At 50.4% G+C, this 19,434-nt stretch carries 22 protein-coding genes; 14 read left to right on the top strand and 8 right to left on the bottom strand.

Going from position 1 to position 19,434, the window contains the following annotated elements; all coding sequences use genetic code 11:
- Positions 1-4: 4 nt before the first annotated feature.
- Entirely contained in the window at positions 5-130 is a 126-nt protein-coding gene (locus ACI4OH_RS05570) for a hypothetical protein (RefSeq protein ID WP_439784352.1), read from the bottom strand.
- Between the two features lie 371 nt (positions 131-501).
- On the opposite strand from ACI4OH_RS05570, the gene ACI4OH_RS05565 reads away from it, so the two are divergent.
- The gene (locus tag ACI4OH_RS05565; RefSeq protein ID WP_435721760.1) at positions 502-1,152 is read left to right on the top strand and encodes a recombinase family protein; all 651 of its coding nucleotides are present in this window, start codon (positions 502-504) and stop codon (positions 1,150-1,152) included.
- Between the two features lie 107 nt (positions 1,153-1,259).
- Here ACI4OH_RS05565 and ACI4OH_RS05560 read toward each other — a convergent pair whose 3' ends face one another.
- The 4 genes from ACI4OH_RS05560 to ACI4OH_RS05545 all read right to left on the bottom strand — a co-directional run bounded on the left by ACI4OH_RS05560 (position 1,260) and on the right by ACI4OH_RS05545 (position 3,990).
- Positions 1,260-2,297: a methyltransferase domain-containing protein gene (locus ACI4OH_RS05560; RefSeq protein WP_439784351.1), complete on the bottom strand. Its 1,038-nt coding sequence runs from the start codon at positions 2,295-2,297 to the stop codon at positions 1,260-1,262.
- Positions 2,290-2,610 carry an ArsR/SmtB family transcription factor gene (locus ACI4OH_RS05555; RefSeq protein ID WP_435721762.1) on the bottom strand — a complete coding sequence of 107 codons (321 nt, stop codon included), beginning with the start codon at positions 2,608-2,610 and terminating at the stop codon, positions 2,290-2,292. Before ACI4OH_RS05555 ends, ACI4OH_RS05560 begins: the two co-directional genes overlap by 8 nt.
- Positions 2,611-2,780: 170 nt before the next feature.
- On the bottom strand, positions 2,781-3,302 hold the full coding sequence (locus ACI4OH_RS05550; RefSeq protein WP_432647003.1) for a MoaF-related domain-containing protein: 522 nt from the start codon (positions 3,300-3,302) through the stop codon (positions 2,781-2,783).
- Between the two features lie 55 nt (positions 3,303-3,357).
- A complete protein-coding gene (locus tag ACI4OH_RS05545) occupies positions 3,358-3,990 on the bottom strand; it encodes an NAD(P)-dependent oxidoreductase (RefSeq protein ID WP_439784350.1) in 633 nt (210 codons plus the stop codon).
- A 200-nt stretch (positions 3,991-4,190) separates the two neighbouring features.
- On the opposite strand from ACI4OH_RS05545, the gene ACI4OH_RS05540 reads away from it, so the two are divergent.
- The 5 genes from ACI4OH_RS05540 to ACI4OH_RS05520 all read left to right on the top strand — a co-directional run bounded on the left by ACI4OH_RS05540 (position 4,191) and on the right by ACI4OH_RS05520 (position 5,736).
- Positions 4,191-4,379: a VOC family protein gene (locus ACI4OH_RS05540; protein WP_432647000.1), complete on the top strand. Its 189-nt coding sequence runs from the start codon at positions 4,191-4,193 to the stop codon at positions 4,377-4,379.
- A 26-nt stretch (positions 4,380-4,405) separates the two neighbouring features.
- Positions 4,406-4,576 carry a hypothetical protein gene (locus ACI4OH_RS05535; RefSeq protein ID WP_432646999.1) on the top strand — a complete coding sequence of 57 codons (171 nt, stop codon included), beginning with the start codon at positions 4,406-4,408 and terminating at the stop codon, positions 4,574-4,576.
- A 160-nt stretch (positions 4,577-4,736) separates the two neighbouring features.
- Positions 4,737-5,096, top strand: coding sequence for a type II toxin-antitoxin system RelE/ParE family toxin (locus ACI4OH_RS05530; RefSeq protein WP_439784349.1), 360 nt, complete (start codon positions 4,737-4,739; stop codon positions 5,094-5,096).
- Positions 5,093-5,389 carry a helix-turn-helix domain-containing protein gene (locus ACI4OH_RS05525; protein ID WP_432646997.1) on the top strand — a complete coding sequence of 99 codons (297 nt, stop codon included), beginning with the start codon at positions 5,093-5,095 and terminating at the stop codon, positions 5,387-5,389. The genes ACI4OH_RS05530 and ACI4OH_RS05525 overlap by 4 nt, the downstream gene beginning before the upstream one ends.
- Before the next feature lie 41 nt (positions 5,390-5,430).
- Positions 5,431-5,736 carry a type II toxin-antitoxin system HicB family antitoxin gene (locus ACI4OH_RS05520; RefSeq protein ID WP_432646996.1) on the top strand — a complete coding sequence of 102 codons (306 nt, stop codon included), beginning with the start codon at positions 5,431-5,433 and terminating at the stop codon, positions 5,734-5,736.
- A gap of 152 nt (positions 5,737-5,888) precedes the next feature.
- On the opposite strand, the gene ACI4OH_RS05515 is transcribed toward ACI4OH_RS05520, so the two are convergent.
- On the bottom strand, positions 5,889-6,134 hold the full coding sequence (locus tag ACI4OH_RS05515) for a hypothetical protein (RefSeq protein ID WP_432646995.1): 246 nt from the start codon (positions 6,132-6,134) through the stop codon (positions 5,889-5,891).
- A gap of 777 nt (positions 6,135-6,911) precedes the next feature.
- On the opposite strand from ACI4OH_RS05515, the gene ACI4OH_RS05510 reads away from it, so the two are divergent.
- The 7 genes from ACI4OH_RS05510 (at position 6,912) to ACI4OH_RS05480 (ending at position 17,132) form a co-directional block, all read left to right on the top strand.
- Entirely contained in the window at positions 6,912-8,399 is a 1,488-nt protein-coding gene (locus ACI4OH_RS05510) for a hypothetical protein (RefSeq protein WP_439784348.1), read from the top strand.
- A gap of 75 nt (positions 8,400-8,474) precedes the next feature.
- A complete protein-coding gene (locus tag ACI4OH_RS05505) occupies positions 8,475-10,043 on the top strand; it encodes a type I restriction-modification system subunit M (protein WP_439784347.1) in 1,569 nt (522 codons plus the stop codon).
- A 10-nt stretch (positions 10,044-10,053) separates the two neighbouring features.
- A complete protein-coding gene (locus ACI4OH_RS05500; protein ID WP_435721769.1) occupies positions 10,054-11,307 on the top strand; it encodes a restriction endonuclease subunit S in 1,254 nt (417 codons plus the stop codon).
- A gap of 22 nt (positions 11,308-11,329) precedes the next feature.
- Positions 11,330-11,710 carry a hypothetical protein gene (locus ACI4OH_RS05495; protein ID WP_435721770.1) on the top strand — a complete coding sequence of 127 codons (381 nt, stop codon included), beginning with the start codon at positions 11,330-11,332 and terminating at the stop codon, positions 11,708-11,710.
- Positions 11,710-14,739, top strand: a complete 3,030-nt coding sequence (locus ACI4OH_RS05490) for a type I restriction endonuclease subunit R, EcoR124 family (protein WP_439784346.1) — start codon at positions 11,710-11,712, stop codon at positions 14,737-14,739. Before ACI4OH_RS05495 ends, ACI4OH_RS05490 begins: the two co-directional genes overlap by 1 nt.
- A gap of 111 nt (positions 14,740-14,850) precedes the next feature.
- Positions 14,851-15,333, top strand: a complete 483-nt coding sequence (locus ACI4OH_RS05485) for a pyridoxamine 5'-phosphate oxidase family protein (RefSeq protein ID WP_439784345.1) — start codon at positions 14,851-14,853, stop codon at positions 15,331-15,333.
- A gap of 140 nt (positions 15,334-15,473) precedes the next feature.
- Positions 15,474-17,132, top strand: a complete 1,659-nt coding sequence (locus ACI4OH_RS05480) for a [FeFe] hydrogenase, group A (RefSeq protein ID WP_439784344.1) — start codon at positions 15,474-15,476, stop codon at positions 17,130-17,132.
- A 204-nt stretch (positions 17,133-17,336) separates the two neighbouring features.
- Here the strand turns inward: ACI4OH_RS05480 and ACI4OH_RS05475 are convergent, their stop codons facing one another.
- Entirely contained in the window at positions 17,337-18,212 is an 876-nt protein-coding gene (locus tag ACI4OH_RS05475; protein WP_435721773.1) for a Na+/H+ antiporter NhaC family protein, read from the bottom strand.
- Positions 18,213-18,473: 261 nt separating this feature from the next.
- Complete coding sequence (locus ACI4OH_RS05470; RefSeq protein ID WP_435721808.1) at positions 18,474-18,542, bottom strand: putative holin-like toxin; 69 nt, start codon at positions 18,540-18,542, stop codon at positions 18,474-18,476.
- 121 nt (positions 18,543-18,663) lie between these two features.
- Here ACI4OH_RS05470 and ACI4OH_RS05465 point away from each other — a divergent pair, with 121 nt between their 5' ends.
- Positions 18,664-18,939, top strand: coding sequence for a helix-turn-helix domain-containing protein (locus ACI4OH_RS05465; protein WP_435721774.1), 276 nt, complete (start codon positions 18,664-18,666; stop codon positions 18,937-18,939).
- The last annotated feature ends 495 nt before the right edge of the window (positions 18,940-19,434 follow it).

The raw sequence follows: 19,434 nt of genomic DNA, 5'->3' as shown, positions 1-19,434 counted from the left end.
TCATCTAGTCATCGGTAATGCTGATGTAGCGTTCAAATACGCTCTTGAGCTGATAATTCGCCACCGAATTAATGCGGTATGAGATATTCGCCTTGCGGATGCTGACCAGATAGAAATTGAATCCTCCCATAACCAGTGCCGCAATCAGAGCTGTCAGCAAAGAGTTTCGGACGATCACCTTCTTCGGCCCGATATGTATGTGTATCTTCATGATATAATTTCCCCTAAGGATGCTCTTGCATCAACCGTCCTCCCCGACATAGACGGTCTTTTTATACTTGTATTCTATTATAACGAAACGTTTTTGACTTTGCTATAAGAAATGAAGCAGTATAGCAAAAAAATAAATGCTCAGCCCCCGCTGGACAAGGCTCGCGGGCTTCCTTGAAGGTCTGTTTTTTTTGCGGTATAATATCCATAAACATTATGACACGATTTTATGAACATATACGCTTTCGTTTATATTTTTGAATCCATGGCAGGAATTGTGAGGTGCTTTCTTTGGCAGAATCGAGGATTTACGGCTACGCGCGCGTGTCGACGCTGAATCAGAATTTGGACCGTCAGGTCGATGTGCTGAAGCGTTATGTGCCGGATGAGCGCAATATCATTACAGAAAAGCGGACGGGCAAAAATTTTGACCGTCCGGCGTACCGCGCACTGCGCGACACGATGCTTCGCGCGGGCGATACGCTCTACGTCGAAGACCTTGACCGTCTCGGCCGCAACAAAAAGGCCATCAAGGACGAACTTGAGCATTACCGTCAGAGCGGCATCATCGTCCGCGTGCTCGACGTGCCGACGACGCTCGTCGACTTTTCGCAGTACGGCACCCTGCAGCGTTCCATCATGGACATGGTCAACAACATCCTGATTGAAGTCCTCGGCACGCTGGCCGAGCAGGAGCTGACCATCAAGAAAAAACGGCAGCGAGAGGGCATCGAGGCCGCCAAGGCCCGCGGCAAGCACCTAGGCCGTCCGGCCCTGCCGCTGCCGGACAACTGGCATGAGGTCTACGGCGAATGGCGACGCAAAGAAATCACCGCCAAACTGGCTATGGAACGCATGGGCCTGAAGCGCACGCATTTTTATATGCTGGTCAAGAAGCAAAAAAATCTTGATGCGAAAAATGAAGCAGCAGCAGTACAGTAAAAGCAAATCGCAACGGACAAAAAGGGCGCACCTTTAAAAGATGCGCCCTTTTCGCCTGTTCGTTGTCAGGAATATATAAGAAGATACAGCATTTTTCCGCCAGCATATTAGCAGCATCCGCCATCATTGCTGTTGGATGTTTCAGCAGCCGAAGCGCCGAATGCTCCGAAATGTACAGAGCGGTCTCCGTGGATGGTAAAGGCAGAGCTGAAACGAGTTTCTTCGAGCATCGAAGCCAGATTGCCGCTGACCAGCATAGGCTTTCCAGTAACGAAATGGTTGTACATGTCGAAATCATAAGCATGCGGGTGATTCGGTATGGTGCCGTTATAGACAGCTACCTGACCATAATCCTCACAGGCATCTTCAAGGCTGGAAAGCTTAAAGGCCCGTACGGTACGCTCAGAGAAATGGGCAAAGCCGACTTTCTGCTCAATTTCTTCATTGCCAAGGGCAAAATCACGAATGTTCATATACACGAAATCCATGAACCCGGCTTTTCGCAGCAGGCGGCGAAAATCTTCATAATACATGGCACCGCTGATGCATTCTCCATGCAGGACAGGGTCAGCATAAAGCTTTGCAGGAATGCGCCGGTCCGTGAATACGTCCGAGAAATAAAGCTCTCCGCCTGGTTTAAGCACGCGCCAGATTTCCTTAAATACTTCTTCTTTGTAGGGAGAAAGGTTAATGACGCAGTTAGAGATCACGATATCCACAGAATTATCTTCTATGCCGAGGCTCTTCAAGTCCTCGATGTAACCCTTCTTGAATACCACATTCGACTTCTGGTAGCCAAATCGTTTGTACTGGTCTTCTTTGTGGCGAAGAGCTATATCCAGCTGCTCCTGCGTCATATCCACGCCAATGACATGGCCATTTTCGCCTACCAGTTTGGAAGCGACGTATACGTCACGGCCAGTGCCGCAGCCCAAATCCAGAACTGTCATCCCGTCCAGCAGGTCGGGAATCGGAGAACCACAGCCATAGTAGTGGGTGACGATTTCATCGTCTACTAAGGCCAATGCTTCCTTCACCTGCTTTGGCAGTGCGCTCCCGCAGCAGCAGGCCTTGGTTTTCAGGTCTTTCGTTCCATCCAGTACTTTCCCATAATATTTTTTGACGTTTTCAACGATTTCATTCATGTTCTTTTCCTCCAGATTCACAACAGTCACATGGATTGTCTGACGTTATACCAAGGCCAACAAAAAAATTGCCAAACAGGCGAAGGTTATTCTTATTCAGCGAATAATAATGCCATTTCCCATCCTTACGATCTTGAACCAACCCGCATGCACAAAGAATGCGCATGTGATGAGATAAGGTAGGCTGTGTAATCGCAAAACATTCCAGTAAATGGCAGGCACACTTCTCACCATTCACCAGCTGCTGGAGAATCTCCAGACGAATAGGACTTCCCAGTGCTTTGCATATATTTATAATCATCATTGTATCCATAAAAAATGCTCCTTATATAGATGATCGTCTATATAAGGAGTATAACACTCACATAGATGATTGTCAATATGTTGGCTTATACTAAAGAAAAAATTACATATTTAGCTTGATAAGCCACGCAGATGTGTCCTTTTTGTCTGCCCGTCGGCAGAAATATAGAGGAAGATGTATTATTTTTTATCGACGAGTTTGAAGCTGCCCTTATGGAAGATGCTCGCACGATTGCCGCGCTCGCCCTCTTTGTTCCAGGTCATGTAGGCATAGGCTTTATGCGTCTTGAAGTTCAGGATCTGGGAGACGACAATGCCTTTGCTCTCAACCCAGTTGATGCTGTAAATGTCCGTGCCGACTTTCTGGACTTCATAATGTTCTTTGTCGGACTTGGCAAGCGTCAGGCTGCTTGTCGGGGTCCACTGCAGGACGCCGACTTCCGGATAGTCGATGTTGAACTGGAAGCCGCTGTCATAATGTACAGCCACGGTCTTGCCATCCACGCGCTTAAAGAAATCCTGTTTCTGCTTTTCGGCTTCGGCAGCGGCCGCGATTTTGCTCTGCTCGATGGCAGCCTGAGTGGCGCTGACCTGCTTGGCCGACGGCTCCGCATTCGTGGCGCTGACATCGGCTGCAGCGCAGATGCTGCTGAAAGAAAGGGCTACGAGCATGGTTGCTAAAATTCGTTTCGTCTTATTCATGGTGATTCCTCCTGCTAAATCGTATCCGTAACAAACTCAAAATATCGAAACCGGCTTACTCGGCCACGACGGAAATACGCTCTTGGACATGGCTGCCTTTTTCGATCTCATCAACCATGGCGATGGCGTAGTCGGCATAGGAAATGACGGATTCGCCCTTGCCGTTCGTATGGAACTCCTCGCCGCCGAGGATGTATTTGCCCGTGCGTGCGCCATCTGCCTGAAAGTCGGCAGCGGGGCTCACATACGTCCATTTGACATCCGTACGTTTGCGCAGCTCGGCAAGGGCTGCGGCCATGCCGTTGGCGACCGGCTTATAGGCATCCGGGAAATCCGGCGCATCGACGAGCTGGACTTTGTGCTCTTTGTCGAGATAAAGGGAACCGGCACCGCCGACGATGAGCAGGCGCGTATTGGTGCCGGCAAGGAGGTCGGCAAGATGCTGCGACGTCGTCGTGTGCAGGCCCATCGACTCCGGTGCCCACGTGCCAAAGGCATCGACCACAGCATCGAACCCCTGCAAATCTTCCTTTGTCAGCTCGAGGATGTCCTTTTTGCGGTAATCCTTGGCCTCGGTATTATTTTCATCATGACGGCCAAACGCCGTGACTTCAATGACGCGATTTACGGCTTCTGCGATGATCTTGCGGGCTACACGGCCATTAGCGGCAACAACTGCGATTTTCATGGGAATTCCTCCTCGTGTATGTCAAATTCGTTAATACTTACCTTACAGGTATATTATATAAAAATGACATACAGCCAACAAGAACGCAATTTGACTTTCCTTAGTATGAAATGCTTGCGTATTGGCGCTGTACAAGAGAAAAATATTTTAGTAAAATTTGTATGAATATGAAACATTCATCGCAGGGGAAGGTGCTTATCATGAAAATCGAACACGCAGCCATGTATGTAAAAGACCTCGAGGCCGCGAAGAAGTTCTTCGTCGACTACCTCGGGGGCAGAGCCAACGACGGCTACGAAGTCATCAGCGGCCCGCGCACCACAGGCGACGGCTACTACGAAAGTTGCGTCCTCGGCATCGAGGGGAATCAGATTAAATTGACGGTCTGACAGTCATGTGCAAAGCAATGGAAGAAATGAGAAAAGAAGCAGCAGAAAAAGCATCTGCTAAAACAGCTATGAAAGTAAGACTGGAAGTAGCTGTTGAGCTTTTGAAACAGCATATGAGTATTGAAGAAATTGCAAAAGCTACGAAACTTTCTGTAGAAAAGATTACCGAAGCCGGTCGCCTGCATGGGCTGCTTTGAGGCCTGCAATGTATTGACCGTAAAAAAGACGTTTTACAAAACAGGGACGGATTGTGACCATTTCCACCTTCACAGGTGGTTCTAAATCACAATCCGTCCTCTTTTTATCTTTCTTGACAATATGATATATATCTCATAAAATATAATTGAGGTATGTAATATGAATTTTGAAGTTGAATTTTATGAAACGGAAGATGGGAAACAGCCGATAGAAGATTTCTTGTCTTCGTTAGAACCAAAGATGCGTGCAAAAATGGTTTCTATAATGGAACTGCTCGAGGAAAAAGGCACCAATTTACGTGAACCGTATACAAAACATCTGAACGATGGAATTTTCGAGTTAAGGTGTAAATTAGCAAGTAACATATCGCGTGCGTTGTTTTTCTTCTACATTGGCGGTAAGATCATCATCACGAATGGCTTTATAAAGAAAACACAGAAGAAGCCACCAAAGGAAATCGTTTTGGCAAAAGAACGCCGCGCAGATTACCTTCACAGGATGGGAGGGGTATCATCATGAAGAGTTTAAAAGCATATAAAGAGGAACAGATGAAGGATCCTGAATTTGCGAAAGCATATCGAGATCTTGAACCAGAGATGAATTTTATCCGGGCACTGGTAGATGCTCGAACTGGACAAAATCTAACACAGAAAGAGCTGGCAGAAAGAACCGGTATTGCGCAGACGGAAATCAGTAAAATTGAAAATGGTTCTCGAAATCCGTCTATTAAACTTTTACAGAGATTAGCGGATGGTATGGGAATGGTATTAAAAGTATCTTTTGAACCGAGAAAGGACATCACGGCGCACTGATTCGAAAAAAGACAGCTTTTCCAGAGAATCGAGGGATAATCATGACAAAGGATCTCAAATATTATTTGTCGCTTCCATATCGGAAAATCATTGTGCCGGCCAAGGAAGGCGGCTATGTTGGCTATATCCCTGAATTGAACGGCTGTATTACGCAGGCCGAAACGAAGGAAGAACTCATGAAGAGGTTAGACGAAGCCAAGAAAGACTGGCTGACCGCAGCACTTGAAGATGGTATAGAAATCCCCAACAAGGAGACGCTGCAGGCCATGCAGGACGTCCTGCATGGAAAAAATCTCAGTCGGACTTATGATTCAGCAGATGAGGTAATGAGGGACCTAAACGATTGAGCCCTATTACAGTAAGCAAACAATGCCCAACGCATGATCATGTGCGTTGGGCATTGTTTGTATCTTGCTTATCTGGTCCGTACACCCAGTACATACGCATGGCGCGGTTCGTTTTATTTTCAAGATAGGAAACGAATAGCAAAATGCATACATTAGAACTCCGTCAGATCAATCGGTGCAGAAACGCTGCCTGCCTTGTAATTCCGGATGGACTCATCCATCATGGCAAGAGATTTTTTGGAGATTTCCTTGGGAACTACCAGTTCACGAGGTTCTAAAACAATGCAGCCGTTTTCATATTCTTTCACCTGATAATACTCGTACTTAGCTTTGCGAAGCGTTAAACGATGCTTGGCGTCAAGATGAGCAGTGTAATCGACAACAACAGAAGCGTCCATAGTGATTCCTCCTTTTCGTGGGATATCCCACAGCCTTATAGTTTTATGATAAGGCAAATAAAGTATTTTGGCAAGCAGAAGTTTATAGGGACGGATTGTGATCAAACTTTTTCTTTTCTCATGAAAAATAGGGGCATGCACCGGCGATTTTGCTGAAAATCGCTTGTTTTACCAAGAAATGAGGACGTGATTGGCGGCCATTTCCACCTTTTGCGGGTGGATCTGGTCACAATCCGTCCTCATTTCGTTATATGTCGTTTTTGTTTCGACCTTGACTGACAACACGTCAAAATGTTATATTAATAGCAGACACAACGTCATGTCCGTGCCATAGAAAAGGGCACCCCTTCACTACCAATGTCGGGGCGCCCTTCTATGAGCACAGCTCGCATCTTGACTACCAATCTCGGTGCGACGCTCTCATCGGAAGAAAGGGTTCCGATAAGATGACTGCAACTTTCATGCCTCTATTTTAGCAAAAGCCGACTAAAATAACAAGTCGGCTGAGGTGTGAAATCCCAAAAAATGCTGCAAAAAGCTACGAAAAGACACGATTTGACGCGATTCGATACGCCAGGAAGGCTTTTGCAGCAGGGGAAGAGCTCGTGACCAGAGGATGCCAAAAAGCATCCCTCGTCCGGACCAGCTGTTTTTAGCAGGTCCGCGAAAAGTCAGATGTCACGGCCTGCAGATTCTTATCCGCCAAGTGGAGCCTGTCCGATGAGGACAGGCTTTTTTGATGCACGAAGTCAAAAAACACGAAGCGGAGGGAAATATATGAATTTCACCAAAGTACGCCGTTCGAAGGCCAGAAAGATGAACACGCGGGACCGTCAGCTTAGGGACTGGCAGCAAAAGTCGGACTATCTAAGCAATCATTATATCGGGGTCTCGCCCCTGACTTTTTACGTGTCGCTGGGCTTTGCCGATGTTTCCGACGAATTTTCGCTCTGCACGATGAACGCCAAGGCCCCTGCAGGGCAGCGCCTGAAAAAATACTGCGACATCATCGACATGCTGGCCGACTCGTACGGCCGCGATGATGCCTACGTCTATCCGGCGTTTTACCTCAATTCGTATCCGAAGGAAATTCTGCTGCATTCGCTCCGCTGTCTCTATCTCGACCTCGACTACGTCACGGCTGCCAGTCTGCGCCGGCTCTGCGAACATGATTTCTACGGCCATCGTCCAACTTTTCTCGTCAACTCCGGCAACGGCGTACACCTCGTCTACGTTTTGTCCGATTCCCTGACGACCTGCCGCGAGACGAAGGAGCAGCTCAGCACGATTCACAGAAAGCTCCTGCAGGCTTTCGCCAAACACAGATTCAAGGCCGACATGAACACGGGGCTTTCGCATGCCTACCGCGTCGTCAGCAGCAAAACGAAGCTCGGTCAGCGCTGTACAGCCTACCGCATCGGCGGTACGCATGATATTGCCGACTTGGCTGCGTCCGTTGGCATGGTCTGGAACGATACGAATCCTTCCTATTATAAAAGCGAGCAAACCTATGAAAAAAATGCGGTCCGCAAAAGTCAGCAAAATCAGGAATCGGCACGGTGCCGTCAAAATCCCCATGCCCTGTACGACTGCATGCTGCGCGGCATCGAGGAAAAGACCGTCGAGGGGCATCGCTACACGTCGCTTTTCGCGCTGACCTGTGCCGGCTACAAGTGCCATGTTTCCATGAAAAAAGTCCGTCAGGATGTCCTGTACTTAGCAAACCGCCTGCATCTGCCGCTTTACGAGGCCGAACACGCCCTTGAAGCCTGCGACGAAAAGAAAGCCCTCACGGTGCGGGCCGTGACGCTTGAATCATGGCTCGGCTGGAAATTCGCGCGCGCGAAAAAACGCAACGGCCGCACGCGTCAGGAGCACCTAGCATGGGTTGCCGAAGTCCGCACGGCCATCAGCCGCAGCCGCGTTTGGCAGTACCTGCAGTCCGACCCGCAGGCCTCGATTGCCGGCATCGCACGCAAACTTCGCATGGGCCGCAACACCGTCGCCAAATACGTGCACGAAAAATGGCAGCAGATTGCCGCAGAAGCCGCCGCCGCTGTCCGCGAAGCCGTCAATCTCATGGAAGAGGAACTTGAAAAAGAGACGGCTTCGACGCTCCTGCAGTCGGCCCGCAAACTGCCTGCTTCATTCATTCCGTCTATACGTGCCCCTTGGGGCGAGCTCTGCTCCGCTTCTTCAGCAGGCGAAGCAGAAAGAGACACTCCACGAAGGAACTCGTTTAGCCCGGCCGTTCCCCTCGCGTGATCTCTCTGACTCGCCCGCACCCTCCTTTTACATGGTATAATAAGGCTATAGTAATATGAAGCGGGGGAAAATGGCATGGCATCGCAGGAACTGAATCAGGCACTTTGGAATGCGGCGGACGTGATGCGCGGCAGCATGAGTGCGGATGAATACAAGAACTATCTATTGGGGCTGGTCTTTTACAAGTATCTGTCGGACCGGCAGCTTTATGCTGTGGTCGACAATCTCGAGGATCGGAAGCCCGCGAGCCTTGACGAAGCGCAGGATATCTACGCAGCTGCTAAAAGCGGCGAGGACTGGGAGGATCTTGTCGGGGAGCTGACGGAGAGCTATGGCTTTGCGATTGCGCCGGAGTATACGTTCACGGCACTTTACCGCGAGATCAACGACCATGCCTTTACGACGGACCATCTGCGTCAGGCCATGCGCGACATCGAGCAGGGGGGCGAGGCCATCAACGGGCACAAGCCTTACGAGGATCTCTTTGAGGACTTTGACATCGACAGCAAGAGCCTTGGCACGACGCCGGCGAAGCGCAACGACATGCTCTCAAGCGTCATGAAGGAGCTTGCGCATCTCGACTTTACGAAATACGGCTCCGATGCTCTCGGCGATGCTTACGAGTATCTCATCAGCCAGTTTGCCGCAGGTTCGGGCAAGAAAGCCGGCGAATTTTACACGCCGCAGGCCGTTTCGACGCTGATCACGCGCATCGTCACCGAAGGCCGCCGCAGCAAGCCCGCCTTTTCCATCTACGATCCCTGCATGGGGTCGGGGTCGCTTTTGCTGCAGGCCCGCAATTTCATGGACGAGGACGTGCGCAAAAATATCCAGTTTTTCGGGCAGGAGCTTTCGCATACGACCTACAACCTCGCGCGCATGAACATGATCCTGCACAATGTGCCGTTCCAGTATCAACACTTCCGCAACGGCGACACACTCGGCCCCGACTGGCCGACTGAGGAACTCACGAATTATGACGCCGTCTGCATGAATCCGCCGTACAGCCAAAAATGGAGCGCCGACAAGGGCTTCCTGACGGACCCGCGCTTCCAGCACTATGAGCGACTCGCGCCGAAGTCGGCCGCCGACTTTGCCTTTCTGCTGCATGGCTTTTACCATCTGCGCACGGACGGCACGATGGGCATCGTCCTGCCTCACGGCGTCCTGTTCCGCGGGGCTGCCGAGGGCACGATCCGCCAGCACCTTTTGGAAGACGGCAGCATCTACGCCGTCATCGGCCTGCCGGCCGGCATTTTCTTCAACACGGGCATCCCGACCTGCGTCATCATCCTCAAAAAAGAACGCGAGGACCGCGACGTGCTCTTTATCGACGCGAGCAAGGAATTCCGCAAGGACAAAGCCCGCAACTTCATGGACCCCGAGCACATTGACAAAATCGTGCAGGCCTACGACAATCGTCAGGACATCGACAAATTCGCCCACCTCGCGAGCTTCGACGAAATCAAAGAAAACGACTACAACCTCAACATCCCGCGCTACGTCGACACCTTCGAGCCCGAGCCGCCGGTCGACCTTGACACCGTATTCAAGGAACTCGCGGACCTCGACAAAAAAGAAGCCGACCTCAATCAAAAGCTCAACGACACCTTTGCCGAGCTGGGCCTTAAATGGAGATTGTGAGGGCAGAGCGATGAAAGAAAAGAAAAACGTGCCGGAGCTGCGGTTTCCGGAGTTTACCAGTGCTTGGGAACAGTGTAAACTGGGGGATATTGTTAAATTAAACGGTCGAATTGGATTTCGAGGTTACACTGCGAAAGATATAATCACTAAGGAAGAAGGTGGAATATTAGCTTTTAGTCCAACCAATATTGTTAACAACAAAATTAATTTGAATGTCCGAAACACTTACATTACATGCGAAAAATATGAAGAATCTCCAGAAATAAAAATTTCAAATGGTGATATTTTGTTCGTTAAAACGGGATCGACTTTAGGAAAAAGTGCTTTAGTGACAGGGATTTCAGAACCTGCATCAATAAATCCTCAGGTTGTAGTTATGCGAACTTCACAAAAATTTAGAAGTTTTTTGGCTTATGAGCTAATTTCGGATAACGTACAAAGGCAGATTACTGCAGTCAAAATTGGTGGGGCAGTCCCAACACTCACGGAGTCTGAAATTAAATATTTTAATATTTGGATGCCTGTGTCTGAAGATGAATCTTATAAAATTGGTATGTTTTTTTCGCTCTTTGACAAGTTCATGACTCATTATCAACGTAAGGAAAATCTTCTAAAAGAACTCAAGAAAGGCATGCTGCAGAAGATTTTCTCGCAGGAACTCCGCTTCAAAGGCGACAATGGCCAAGACTTTCCAGACTGGGAAGAGAAGACTTTTGGTGATGTATTCGATTCTATGGAATACGGAATGAATGCATCGGCCGTTGATTATGATGGAAAACATAAATATATACGAATTACAGATATAGATGATGCTACGCATAAATATATTGATGATGCACCGGTATCACCAAGCGGCGAAATTCAGGAACATTATGCAGTTAAAGAAGGAGATATTCTTTTTGCGAGAACTGGAGCAAGCGTCGGAAAATCGTATATTTATGACAAGAATGATGGCGAACTTTACTTTGCAGGATTTTTGATTAGAGGATCAGTAAAAAAAGAATATAGTCCATATTTTATATTCTTGCAGACCGTATCAGAAAGCTATTTTCACTGGGTAAAGATTACATCAATGCGTACAGGACAACCGGGGATTAACAGTAAAGAATATAAGTCATTTAAATTTTCATGTCCTTCTTTACCCGAACAGAAAAAGATTGCCGACTATTTCACGCATTTAGATGCCTTAATCACCGCCGAGCAGGAGAAGCTTTCTTCCCTGCAGCAGATGAAAAAAGGGTTTCTCCAGAAGATGTTCGTTTGACCAAATATGAGGGGGCATAAAAATGAGATTAGCGGATATTTGCGATGCACAGCGCACGTTGGAAGATGCCAGAAAGAGACCGGTTACGGCGAATCATTTGCTTTCGGAAATGGGGTATTTTGAACTGTATCCGGATAGCAGCCTTGACGAGATGAACAATACCGATGGCATGCCGGTCAATACGTTCAGCTTGATGTTCGAGGTTGAGGAAGAAAATGTTGTCGAAGGGCTGTTTGGCATTGCCGTGACTCTTCGTTATGCTGACGGCCAGAAGCGTGTATTTGACCTCAGAGAGATGGGCGAAGTGCCGGCTTTGGTCGAGAGTTATATGTTTACGCTGACGGACCCTGAGGATAAGGATATCGAGGACGATTTTGACTTTGGATTTGGTGGGGACGACTAATGGCAGAAAAAGAAGCGGCGATGGAAGAAGCCCTGATCCGGCAGCTCACGCAGGATGTCTCGCAGTGGGTGTATCGGCCCGACATTCATACGGAGGAGGAGCTTTGGGCGAATTTCCGCGCGAAGCTCGATGCGAATAATATGGCCGTGCTCGACGGCGCGAAGCTGACGGATGTCGAGTTTGGCCGCGTGCAGCAGTTCGTGCTTGATCAGGCGCAGACGCCGTACCGTGCGGCACTTTGGCTGGCTGGCGAAAATGGCGAGGCCGTGATTCCCCTCGAACGTGAGGATGCTTCTTTAGGCTCCGTACACCTGATGGCCGTGAGCTCGCGCGAAATCGCGGGGGCGAGGTCGAGCTATGAAGTCATCAACCAATTTATCGCGAACAAGTCGGACGCAGAGGACCGCAAGCGCCGTTTTGACGTGACGCTCTTAATTAACGGCATCCCGATGATCCAGATTGAGCTCAAGAATCAGGACCATCCTTATATGGATGCGTTTCGTCAGATCAAAAAATACAGCATCGAGGACAAGTACTGCGGACTTTTCGGCATGGTGCAGATGTACGTCGTGACGAATGGCTCTGACACGCGCTATATTGCGGCCGCGCAGGGCGAAAAGCTCAACGAGACGTTTTTGACGCCTTGGGTCAATGCGAAAAATGAGCCCGTCGAACACTACCTTGACTTTGCGCGCGAGGTCCTGCGCATCCCGATGGCTCATCAGATGGTCGGACAGTACGCCGTGCTCGACGCCGAACGCCGCAAAGTCATTTTGCTGCGGCCATATCAGGTCCATGCCATCGAGGCCGTCAAGGCGGCGTCGGCGCAGGGGCAGTCGGGCTTTGTCTGGCATACGACGGGCAGCGGCAAGACGCTGACTTCCTACACCGTCGCAAAAAATCTGCTGCTCATTCCTGGCATCGACAAGACGATTTTTCTCATCGACCGCCGCGACCTCGACCAGCAGACTTCGCTTTCCTTCAAGGCCTATGCCGAAAACGACATCATCGACGTCGACGACACGGCGAACGCCGGCGAGCTCGTCAAGAAGCTCTACAGCAACGATAGAATCGTCATCGTCACGACCATCCAGAAAATGGAGATTGTCCGAAAACGCTATACGAATGAGGCCAAGAAGGACAGTCCCAAAGCCAAAAAGCTCCGGAGCCTGCGTCTCGCGTTCGTCGTCGACGAATGTCACAGGACCGTCACGCCCGAGACACAGCGCGATCTCAAGAAGTTTTTTGCCAAGTCGCTCTGGTACGGCTTCACGGGCACGCCGATTTTTGAAGAGAACAAACGCGCCCGCAAGGGCGACCTCGCGCGCACGACCGAGGGACTTTTCGGGCCGTGCCTGCACAATTACACGATTAAAGAGGCCCTCGCGAATCATGCCGTGCTGGGCTTCCAGATCGAGTATAAAGATTCTCTTTCCCACGACCAGATTTTTGATATTGGCGCGCAGCTCCATGTCGGCACGACGGATGAACTGGCCAGCAAGGATTTCATCGTGGCCGAGGAAAAGGTGCTCGGGGCGTATTACAAGGTCAAGAGCGAGGATATTTACGATACGGACGAGCACAGGCTTGGCGTGATCAACTATATTGTCAACAAGGCCGCCGGCAAATTCCGGCTGCAGGCCGCTTCGAAGGGCGATGCTTACGAGGCCATCCTGACCGTGCCGTCGATCCCGACTGCGCAGAAATATTACCGGCTCATCAAGGATTTTGTCAAAGAGGGGCATGTGTCCGACAAAATCAAGGCCAAGGCCGTTGACTTTCCGCGCGTGGCCATCACCTACACCGTGACGGAAAATGACGAGGGCTCCATCGAGAGTCAGCAGGCCATGAAGGAATCGCTGCGCGACTACAACGCGATGTTTGGAACGAATTTCCACATTGATGACCTCAGTGCCTACAATGCGAACCTCAATGACCGGCTCGCACGCAAGAAAGGGCAGTACAAGCTCCGGAAAGAGCAGCTCGACCTTGTCATCGTTGTGGACAGACTGCTGACGGGCTTTGATGCACCGCCGTGTGCGCTGCTCTTTGTTGATCGGCCGCCAATGGCACCGCAGAACCTCATTCAGGCCTTTTCGCGCACGAACCGCATCTACGACAAGAGCAAACGCTTTGGCATGATCGTCATTTTCCAGCGTGCTGCTGAGTACCGCAAGGCTGTCGACGATGCCCTGCTGCTTTATTCCAACGGCGGCACGAGCGACGTCAGCGCGCCGCCGTTTGCCGTGATTGAAAAGGCTTTCAAGGAGGCCCTCGCGGAGCTGCGCAAAATCGCAGCCGAGCCGCAGAAAGTCGATACCCTTGGCGACATCGAACTCAAGAAAAAATTTGCCAAGGCCTTCCAGAAAGTCGACAAACTGCGCGGCGAGATTCAGGTTTACGACGAATTTGAGGAAAAGGACCTGTCCGACTACGGCATTTCGGAAAATGAACTCAACGACTATACGGGCAAATACCAGAATGTCCTTGAGGAACTGCGCCATAAGACGGAGACGGAGGACATCGACGTCGATGTTGAATACGAGCTCGAGACGGTTACGAGCGTGACCATCGACTACCGCTACATCGTTGCGCTGATTCAGAAATACGTGCCCGACGACGACGTGCTTGTGGCTCCGCCGGTCGAGGATCAGCGCATCGACGAACACATCGAGGCGCTTAGTCGGACCAATCCGCAGCTCGCCGGCGTCATCGGGAATTTCTGGTCCGACATGAAGGCCCAGCCGGCCAAATACCGCGGTCAGGACGCCATGACCGTCATCGAGACGCAGATCGAGTCCATCATCAAAACGCGCATTGAGGACTTTGCGCGCGAATGGTCCACCAAAGTCAACGACATCATCGCCATCCTGCACACCTATCATGACGGCGACACCGTCACCATGAGCATGGACTACGACGACTACAAGAAAAATCACGAGGGCATCAGCAAACTCAAATACAAACGCCGCGCCAAAGAGGCCGTCGTCGACCTCATCAAAAAAATCCGGCCGCTGCGGGAGAAATAACAAAGAACACAATCAAGCGTGGCTGGAAAAACATGATTTTCCCAACCATGCCGATAATGCCTACACAGGCGGACAAACAGGTAATACGGATTAAGGGAGGTATTGATTCATATGGATGAATTTCGTACGATGAGAAGGTTCAAACAGCAGCTCAATCCAGAAGAGTGCATTGAGATTCTTAAAACTGAACCGCGTGGTATTTTGTCCATGCAGGGAGAGCATGACTATCCCTATGCGATCCCGCTGGATCAGTTCTATGATGAGGATGACGGAAAGTTGTATTTTCACTGCGCTAAGCAGGGATTGAAGCTGGATCTCATTGCGAAGAATCCGAAAGTATGCTTCGCCATCATGGATAAAGGCTTTGTCAAAGAGGGAGATTGGGCTCTTAACATACGAAGTGTTCTGTGCTTTGGCAGAATTGAAATTCTGGAAGATCACGACAAGATACTTGAACAGTGTCGGAAACTGGCCAGAAAGTTTTACCCTACGGAGGAATCCATTGAGCATGAAATCGCTGCTGCTGGAAGCCGGGTAAACATGCTCGTGATGACCATAGACAGGATGACTGGCAAACTGGTTAATGAGTCATAGGAATCGCTGACGTGCAGGCAAATTCTGTCTATGTGCTATAAAACGGCAGGAAAACGCTTTTCCTTGCAGAATACGGTAAATATAAGCTATCAGTCTTTTCGGAAAATATTTATCTAACGGAAGCCATGGAGGAGAGTGTCATGAGCAAACATTTATCACCAGAAATCCGTGTGCCGATTGAGCCGGGGAACCCGGCGATCCTGCGCAGGGAGGATCTCTGCATCCGCTGCGGGCAGTGCCGCGACGCCTGCCGGGACCAGATCGGCGTGCTCGGTTATTATGATTTGGAGAAGACGGGGGATGTCCCCATCTGCATCCACTGCGGGCAGTGCGCGAACGTCTGCCCCGTGGATTCCATCATCGAGACGCCGGAGTGGGAGGCGGTGCGGCAGGCCGTGGCTGACCCTGATAAAATCGTCGTGGTCAATACCTCGCCATCCGTGCGCGTTTCTTTGGGCGAAGAATTCGGCCTGCCGGACGGCAGTTTCGTGCAGGGGAAGATGGTCGCGCTGCTGAAGGCCCTGGGCGTGGACTACGTGCTCGACACGAACTTTGCGGCCGATATGACGATCATGGAAGAGGCCAGCGAGCTCGTGGAGCGCGTCACCAAAAAGACGGGGCCGCTGCCACAGTTCACGTCCTGCTGCCCTGCGTGGGTGAAGTTCGCGGAGACGTATTATCCGGAGATGCTGCCGCACATTTCTTCGGCGAAGAGCCCGATCGGCATGCAGGGGCCGACGGTCAAGACGTACTTTGCGAAAAAAATGGGCCTTGACCCGCGCAAAATCGTCAATGTGGCGTTTACGCCGTGCACGGCCAAGAAGTTTGAGATTCGCCGGACGGAAATGGCGGCGGCCGGCAAGTATCTGGGCATTCCGGAGCTTCGGGACATGGACCACGTTATCACGACGAGGGAAGTCGCCGCTTGGGCAAAGTCGGCCGGTCTTGATTTGTCGGCCCTTGAGGACCAGCCCTACGACTCCCTGATGGGTGAGGCTTCCGGCGCCGGCGTCATTTTCGGCAATACAGGCGGCGTCATGGAAGCGGCCCTGCGCACGGCGTATTACCTCGTCACGGGCCACAATGCACCGAAAGATTTTTACGAGTTGGAGCCAGTGCGCGGCCTCGACGGCCTCAGGGAAGCCACGGTACAGATGGGGAACCTTTCGCTCAAAGTCGCTGTTTTGTTTGGGACGGAGCATGTCAGGGAGTTCCTGACAAACCATGCGGATAAGATGAAAGAATATACGTTCATCGAAGTCATGACCTGCCCCGGCGGCTGCATCGGCGGCGGCGGTCAGCCGAAAGGCACGCAGCAGAAGGGCAAAGCCCTGCTCGCCAAACGCATTGAGGGCCTTTACAAGAGGGATGCCTCCCTGCCGAACCGCAACAGCCATGAAAATCAGGAACTTCTGACTTTGTACAGGGAATTCTACGGCAAACCGCTGAGCCCGCTGGCCGAAGAAATGCTGCATACGAAATACACCGACCGCAGCGAAACGCTTGGCGAACCCGTGGCAAAATACCAGAAGCCAAGGGAAAAAGCCGCAGCCAGCGACTACGAAGAAGTGACTAAGCCTGGGGCAAAAGTCCGGAAATGGAAATGCCGCGTCTGCGGCTACATCTTTGAAGGCGAAGAGCCGCCAGCAGAATGCCCGCTCTGCCACAAGGACAGCAGCTACTTCGACGAAATTAAGAAATGGAAGTGTCGTGTCTGCGGTTACGAATGCGAAGGCGTAGAACCGCCGGCCGAGTGCCCGCTCTGTCATATGGACAGCAGCTACTTCGACGAAGTTTGATTTTTAGAGAACGAAAGGCATGTGCATCGAGCGACGATGTACATGCCTTTTTGTCGTGTAATGGGAATGAGTTTTTATAGTACACTTTAAAAACTATACAAAAATAGAAGTTTTTAAAGTATACTATAAAAACTTCTTACGGGCAATGCTGATGCTTGACGGCAAAAAACGATCACCTCATGAATTGATGAGATGATAGTTTTTTTATTGGGCATGTTTTGTTTTTATCTGCGTGTACAGCCAGCTCCAAAGGGGCTGCAGGTAGAGGTAGACGGCAGCAGCGATGCCCCATGATGAGGCGCCGAGGGCTGCTAACGGTACGGCGGAAGCCACGCTCCAAGGCAGCAGGGCTGCGAGTACGATGGTCGTATCTTCAAGGGCCAAGGCCATTTCCTGTTCGTTATCGTAAAGGTCGCGGCAGAGCTCATGCACCATGATGGACGAAAGCGTCTGGTTGCAGGCAATGGCGACGGATGCAAGCGAGACGGCAATCGTGCAGCCAAACGTCGTGAGCAGGCGGGCAAGACGGTGGATGCCAGATTTGACGCCGTCGAGCAGGTCCGTTTTTTCGAAAATTCCTGCGTAAGAGCACGAAAGCGCGACGAGCACGGCAGGCTGTGCCATGGAGAGCAGGCCGCCGCCGTTGAGCATCGCCGCGAGCTCGGGGTCCGTGGTTTCGTAGCCCGTGAGCAGCATGGGCAGCAGCGTCATCATGTCCATGCCCTGTACGAAAAGGCAGAGCCCGATGGCCGCCGCAATGCTGACGAGCATTGTTTTCCAGACGGCAATGCGCAGCACGGACATGACGATGACGGCCAAAGCCGGCAGCAGAACAGGCCAAGTGAGGACGAAATCCTGCTGAAATCTCGCGAGAATGCCGATGAGCACCATGCGGATTGTACGGATCCCCTGCCACGACAAGGACAGAAGTTCCCTGACCGACAAACGGCGATATCGTCCATACGAGAAAAAGACCACATAGCCAAAGGCCAGAGCGTACAGGACCGAAACATGAAAAAACAGGCAGAGCACCAGCCCTGCCGCAAAAAGCCCTAAAGGAAGAAAAGAAGGATATTTCATCTGGATGCAGGCGGGACAGCCAACGTCCCGTCAACGTCACCTCGCTTTCCTATGCAGCGTAGTTTATAGTCTTCATTATAACAAAGCGGCATCCTGCGAAAAGCTAAAAAAGAGTACTCGCTGAACCGAATTATTGCTATTGCAGGCAATTTTGGCCTGTGCTAAAATATAGACATAGGAAAACCGGCGGGTGGAATCGCCGGTGTCCCTTCAATTTTGAGTTGAGGACACGACTTTTCTCTAGGTGACTGTACTTGACTCTTACTTAAGGATCGTTACGATCAGCGTTGCGAAAGCTATCAGCAGGGATAGTTCTTCGTAAAGGCTCATACGCACGCCCCCTTTCGCAGAGAAAGGGCAGCCAGCTCCGCCGGCATACAATAGTATACCATGGAGCTGGCTATTTTTCTATTTTGAACTGCTATCTTTGTAGTTTGTAGGAGGCACAACCATGAGAACGTGGGATGATTATAAAACGCATGTCAAATCAGTCAGCGAGGAAGAACGCCGTAATATGGAAGAAATTGAAGAAGTAGCCGATATCGTCTCTTCTATCATTCGCCGGCGTCAAGAGCTCGGCATCAGTCAGCGCATGCTGGCTGAACGCTGCGGACTGCCGCAGTCGTCGGTTGCCCGCATTGAGACCCTTAAGACGACGCCAAAGCTGGATACGCTCGTCAAGCTCATGCAGGCAATTAACTTGAAACTTCAGGTTGCTGCCGTCTAAAAAAGATGTGCCAGCTTAGCGACTCTTCGCATGATGTTTCGGAGGGTGATGACTAGTCGGACTCAAAAATAAGATAAATTGAAGATTGAACAATAACAGGGGGAAGCGAAGCGAGGGGGCTCTCCCCTGTTGTTGTTATTATATGTAACATATGTATATATATGTCGGAGCGCTGGAAGCTAGTAATGGCGCGGGTTTCAGGACCTAACTTATGAAAAAATTGCGGTCATCCTATGAAAAATTTGCGGTAAAGTTATGAAAAAATTGCGGTCGAACCTATGAAAGATTTGCGGTTCTATCCTCGAAGCTATGAAAAATTTGCGGTTGTCCGGATGAGCTTTGAAATCTAAGATAATCCGACTATTATCTGACTATTGTCCGACTGTGAAATAAAAAAAAAGATGTGATAACCTATGAAAAAAATGCGTCAGCCCATAAAAAATATTCGGTGCCTCTTTGAACCTATGAAAAATTTGCGGTATCAGTGTCGCAGAT

Origin of the sequence: Mitsuokella apri (assembly GCF_051886055.1) — a bacterium.
In the GTDB taxonomy this organism is placed as follows: domain Bacteria; phylum Bacillota; class Negativicutes; order Selenomonadales; family Selenomonadaceae; genus Mitsuokella.
Note: the sequence above shows the minus strand (reverse complement) of the source record. Positions and strands in the feature narration are given on the sequence as shown.

Excerpts from the sequence above, each read along its gene's own strand:
- ACI4OH_RS05570 (WP_439784352.1), bottom strand. The coding sequence starts at position 130 with ATGGGAGGATTCAATTTCTATCTGGTCAGCATCCGCAAGGCGAATATC.
- ACI4OH_RS05560 (WP_439784351.1), bottom strand. The coding sequence starts at position 2,297 with ATGAATGAAATCGTTGAAAACGTCAAAAAATATTATGGGAAAGTACTG.
- ACI4OH_RS05555 (WP_435721762.1), bottom strand. The coding sequence starts at position 2,610 with ATGGATACAATGATGATTATAAATATATGCAAAGCACTGGGAAGTCCT.
- ACI4OH_RS05550 (WP_432647003.1), bottom strand. The coding sequence starts at position 3,302 with ATGAATAAGACGAAACGAATTTTAGCAACCATGCTCGTAGCCCTTTCT.
- ACI4OH_RS05545 (WP_439784350.1), bottom strand. The coding sequence starts at position 3,990 with ATGAAAATCGCAGTTGTTGCCGCTAATGGCCGTGTAGCCCGCAAGATC.
- ACI4OH_RS05540 (WP_432647000.1), top strand. The coding sequence starts at position 4,191 with ATGAAAATCGAACACGCAGCCATGTATGTAAAAGACCTCGAGGCCGCG.
- ACI4OH_RS05535 (WP_432646999.1), top strand. The coding sequence starts at position 4,406 with ATGAGAAAAGAAGCAGCAGAAAAAGCATCTGCTAAAACAGCTATGAAA.
- ACI4OH_RS05530 (WP_439784349.1), top strand. The coding sequence starts at position 4,737 with ATGAATTTTGAAGTTGAATTTTATGAAACGGAAGATGGGAAACAGCCG.
- ACI4OH_RS05525 (WP_432646997.1), top strand. The coding sequence starts at position 5,093 with ATGAAGAGTTTAAAAGCATATAAAGAGGAACAGATGAAGGATCCTGAA.
- ACI4OH_RS05520 (WP_432646996.1), top strand. The coding sequence starts at position 5,431 with ATGACAAAGGATCTCAAATATTATTTGTCGCTTCCATATCGGAAAATC.
- ACI4OH_RS05515 (WP_432646995.1), bottom strand. The coding sequence starts at position 6,134 with ATGGACGCTTCTGTTGTTGTCGATTACACTGCTCATCTTGACGCCAAG.
- ACI4OH_RS05510 (WP_439784348.1), top strand. The coding sequence starts at position 6,912 with ATGAATTTCACCAAAGTACGCCGTTCGAAGGCCAGAAAGATGAACACG.
- ACI4OH_RS05505 (WP_439784347.1), top strand. The coding sequence starts at position 8,475 with ATGGCATCGCAGGAACTGAATCAGGCACTTTGGAATGCGGCGGACGTG.
- ACI4OH_RS05500 (WP_435721769.1), top strand. The coding sequence starts at position 10,054 with ATGAAAGAAAAGAAAAACGTGCCGGAGCTGCGGTTTCCGGAGTTTACC.
- ACI4OH_RS05495 (WP_435721770.1), top strand. The coding sequence starts at position 11,330 with ATGAGATTAGCGGATATTTGCGATGCACAGCGCACGTTGGAAGATGCC.
- ACI4OH_RS05490 (WP_439784346.1), top strand. The coding sequence starts at position 11,710 with ATGGCAGAAAAAGAAGCGGCGATGGAAGAAGCCCTGATCCGGCAGCTC.
- ACI4OH_RS05485 (WP_439784345.1), top strand. The coding sequence starts at position 14,851 with ATGGATGAATTTCGTACGATGAGAAGGTTCAAACAGCAGCTCAATCCA.
- ACI4OH_RS05480 (WP_439784344.1), top strand. The coding sequence starts at position 15,474 with ATGAGCAAACATTTATCACCAGAAATCCGTGTGCCGATTGAGCCGGGG.
- ACI4OH_RS05475 (WP_435721773.1), bottom strand. The coding sequence starts at position 18,212 with ATGAAATATCCTTCTTTTCTTCCTTTAGGGCTTTTTGCGGCAGGGCTG.
- ACI4OH_RS05465 (WP_435721774.1), top strand. The coding sequence starts at position 18,664 with ATGAGAACGTGGGATGATTATAAAACGCATGTCAAATCAGTCAGCGAG.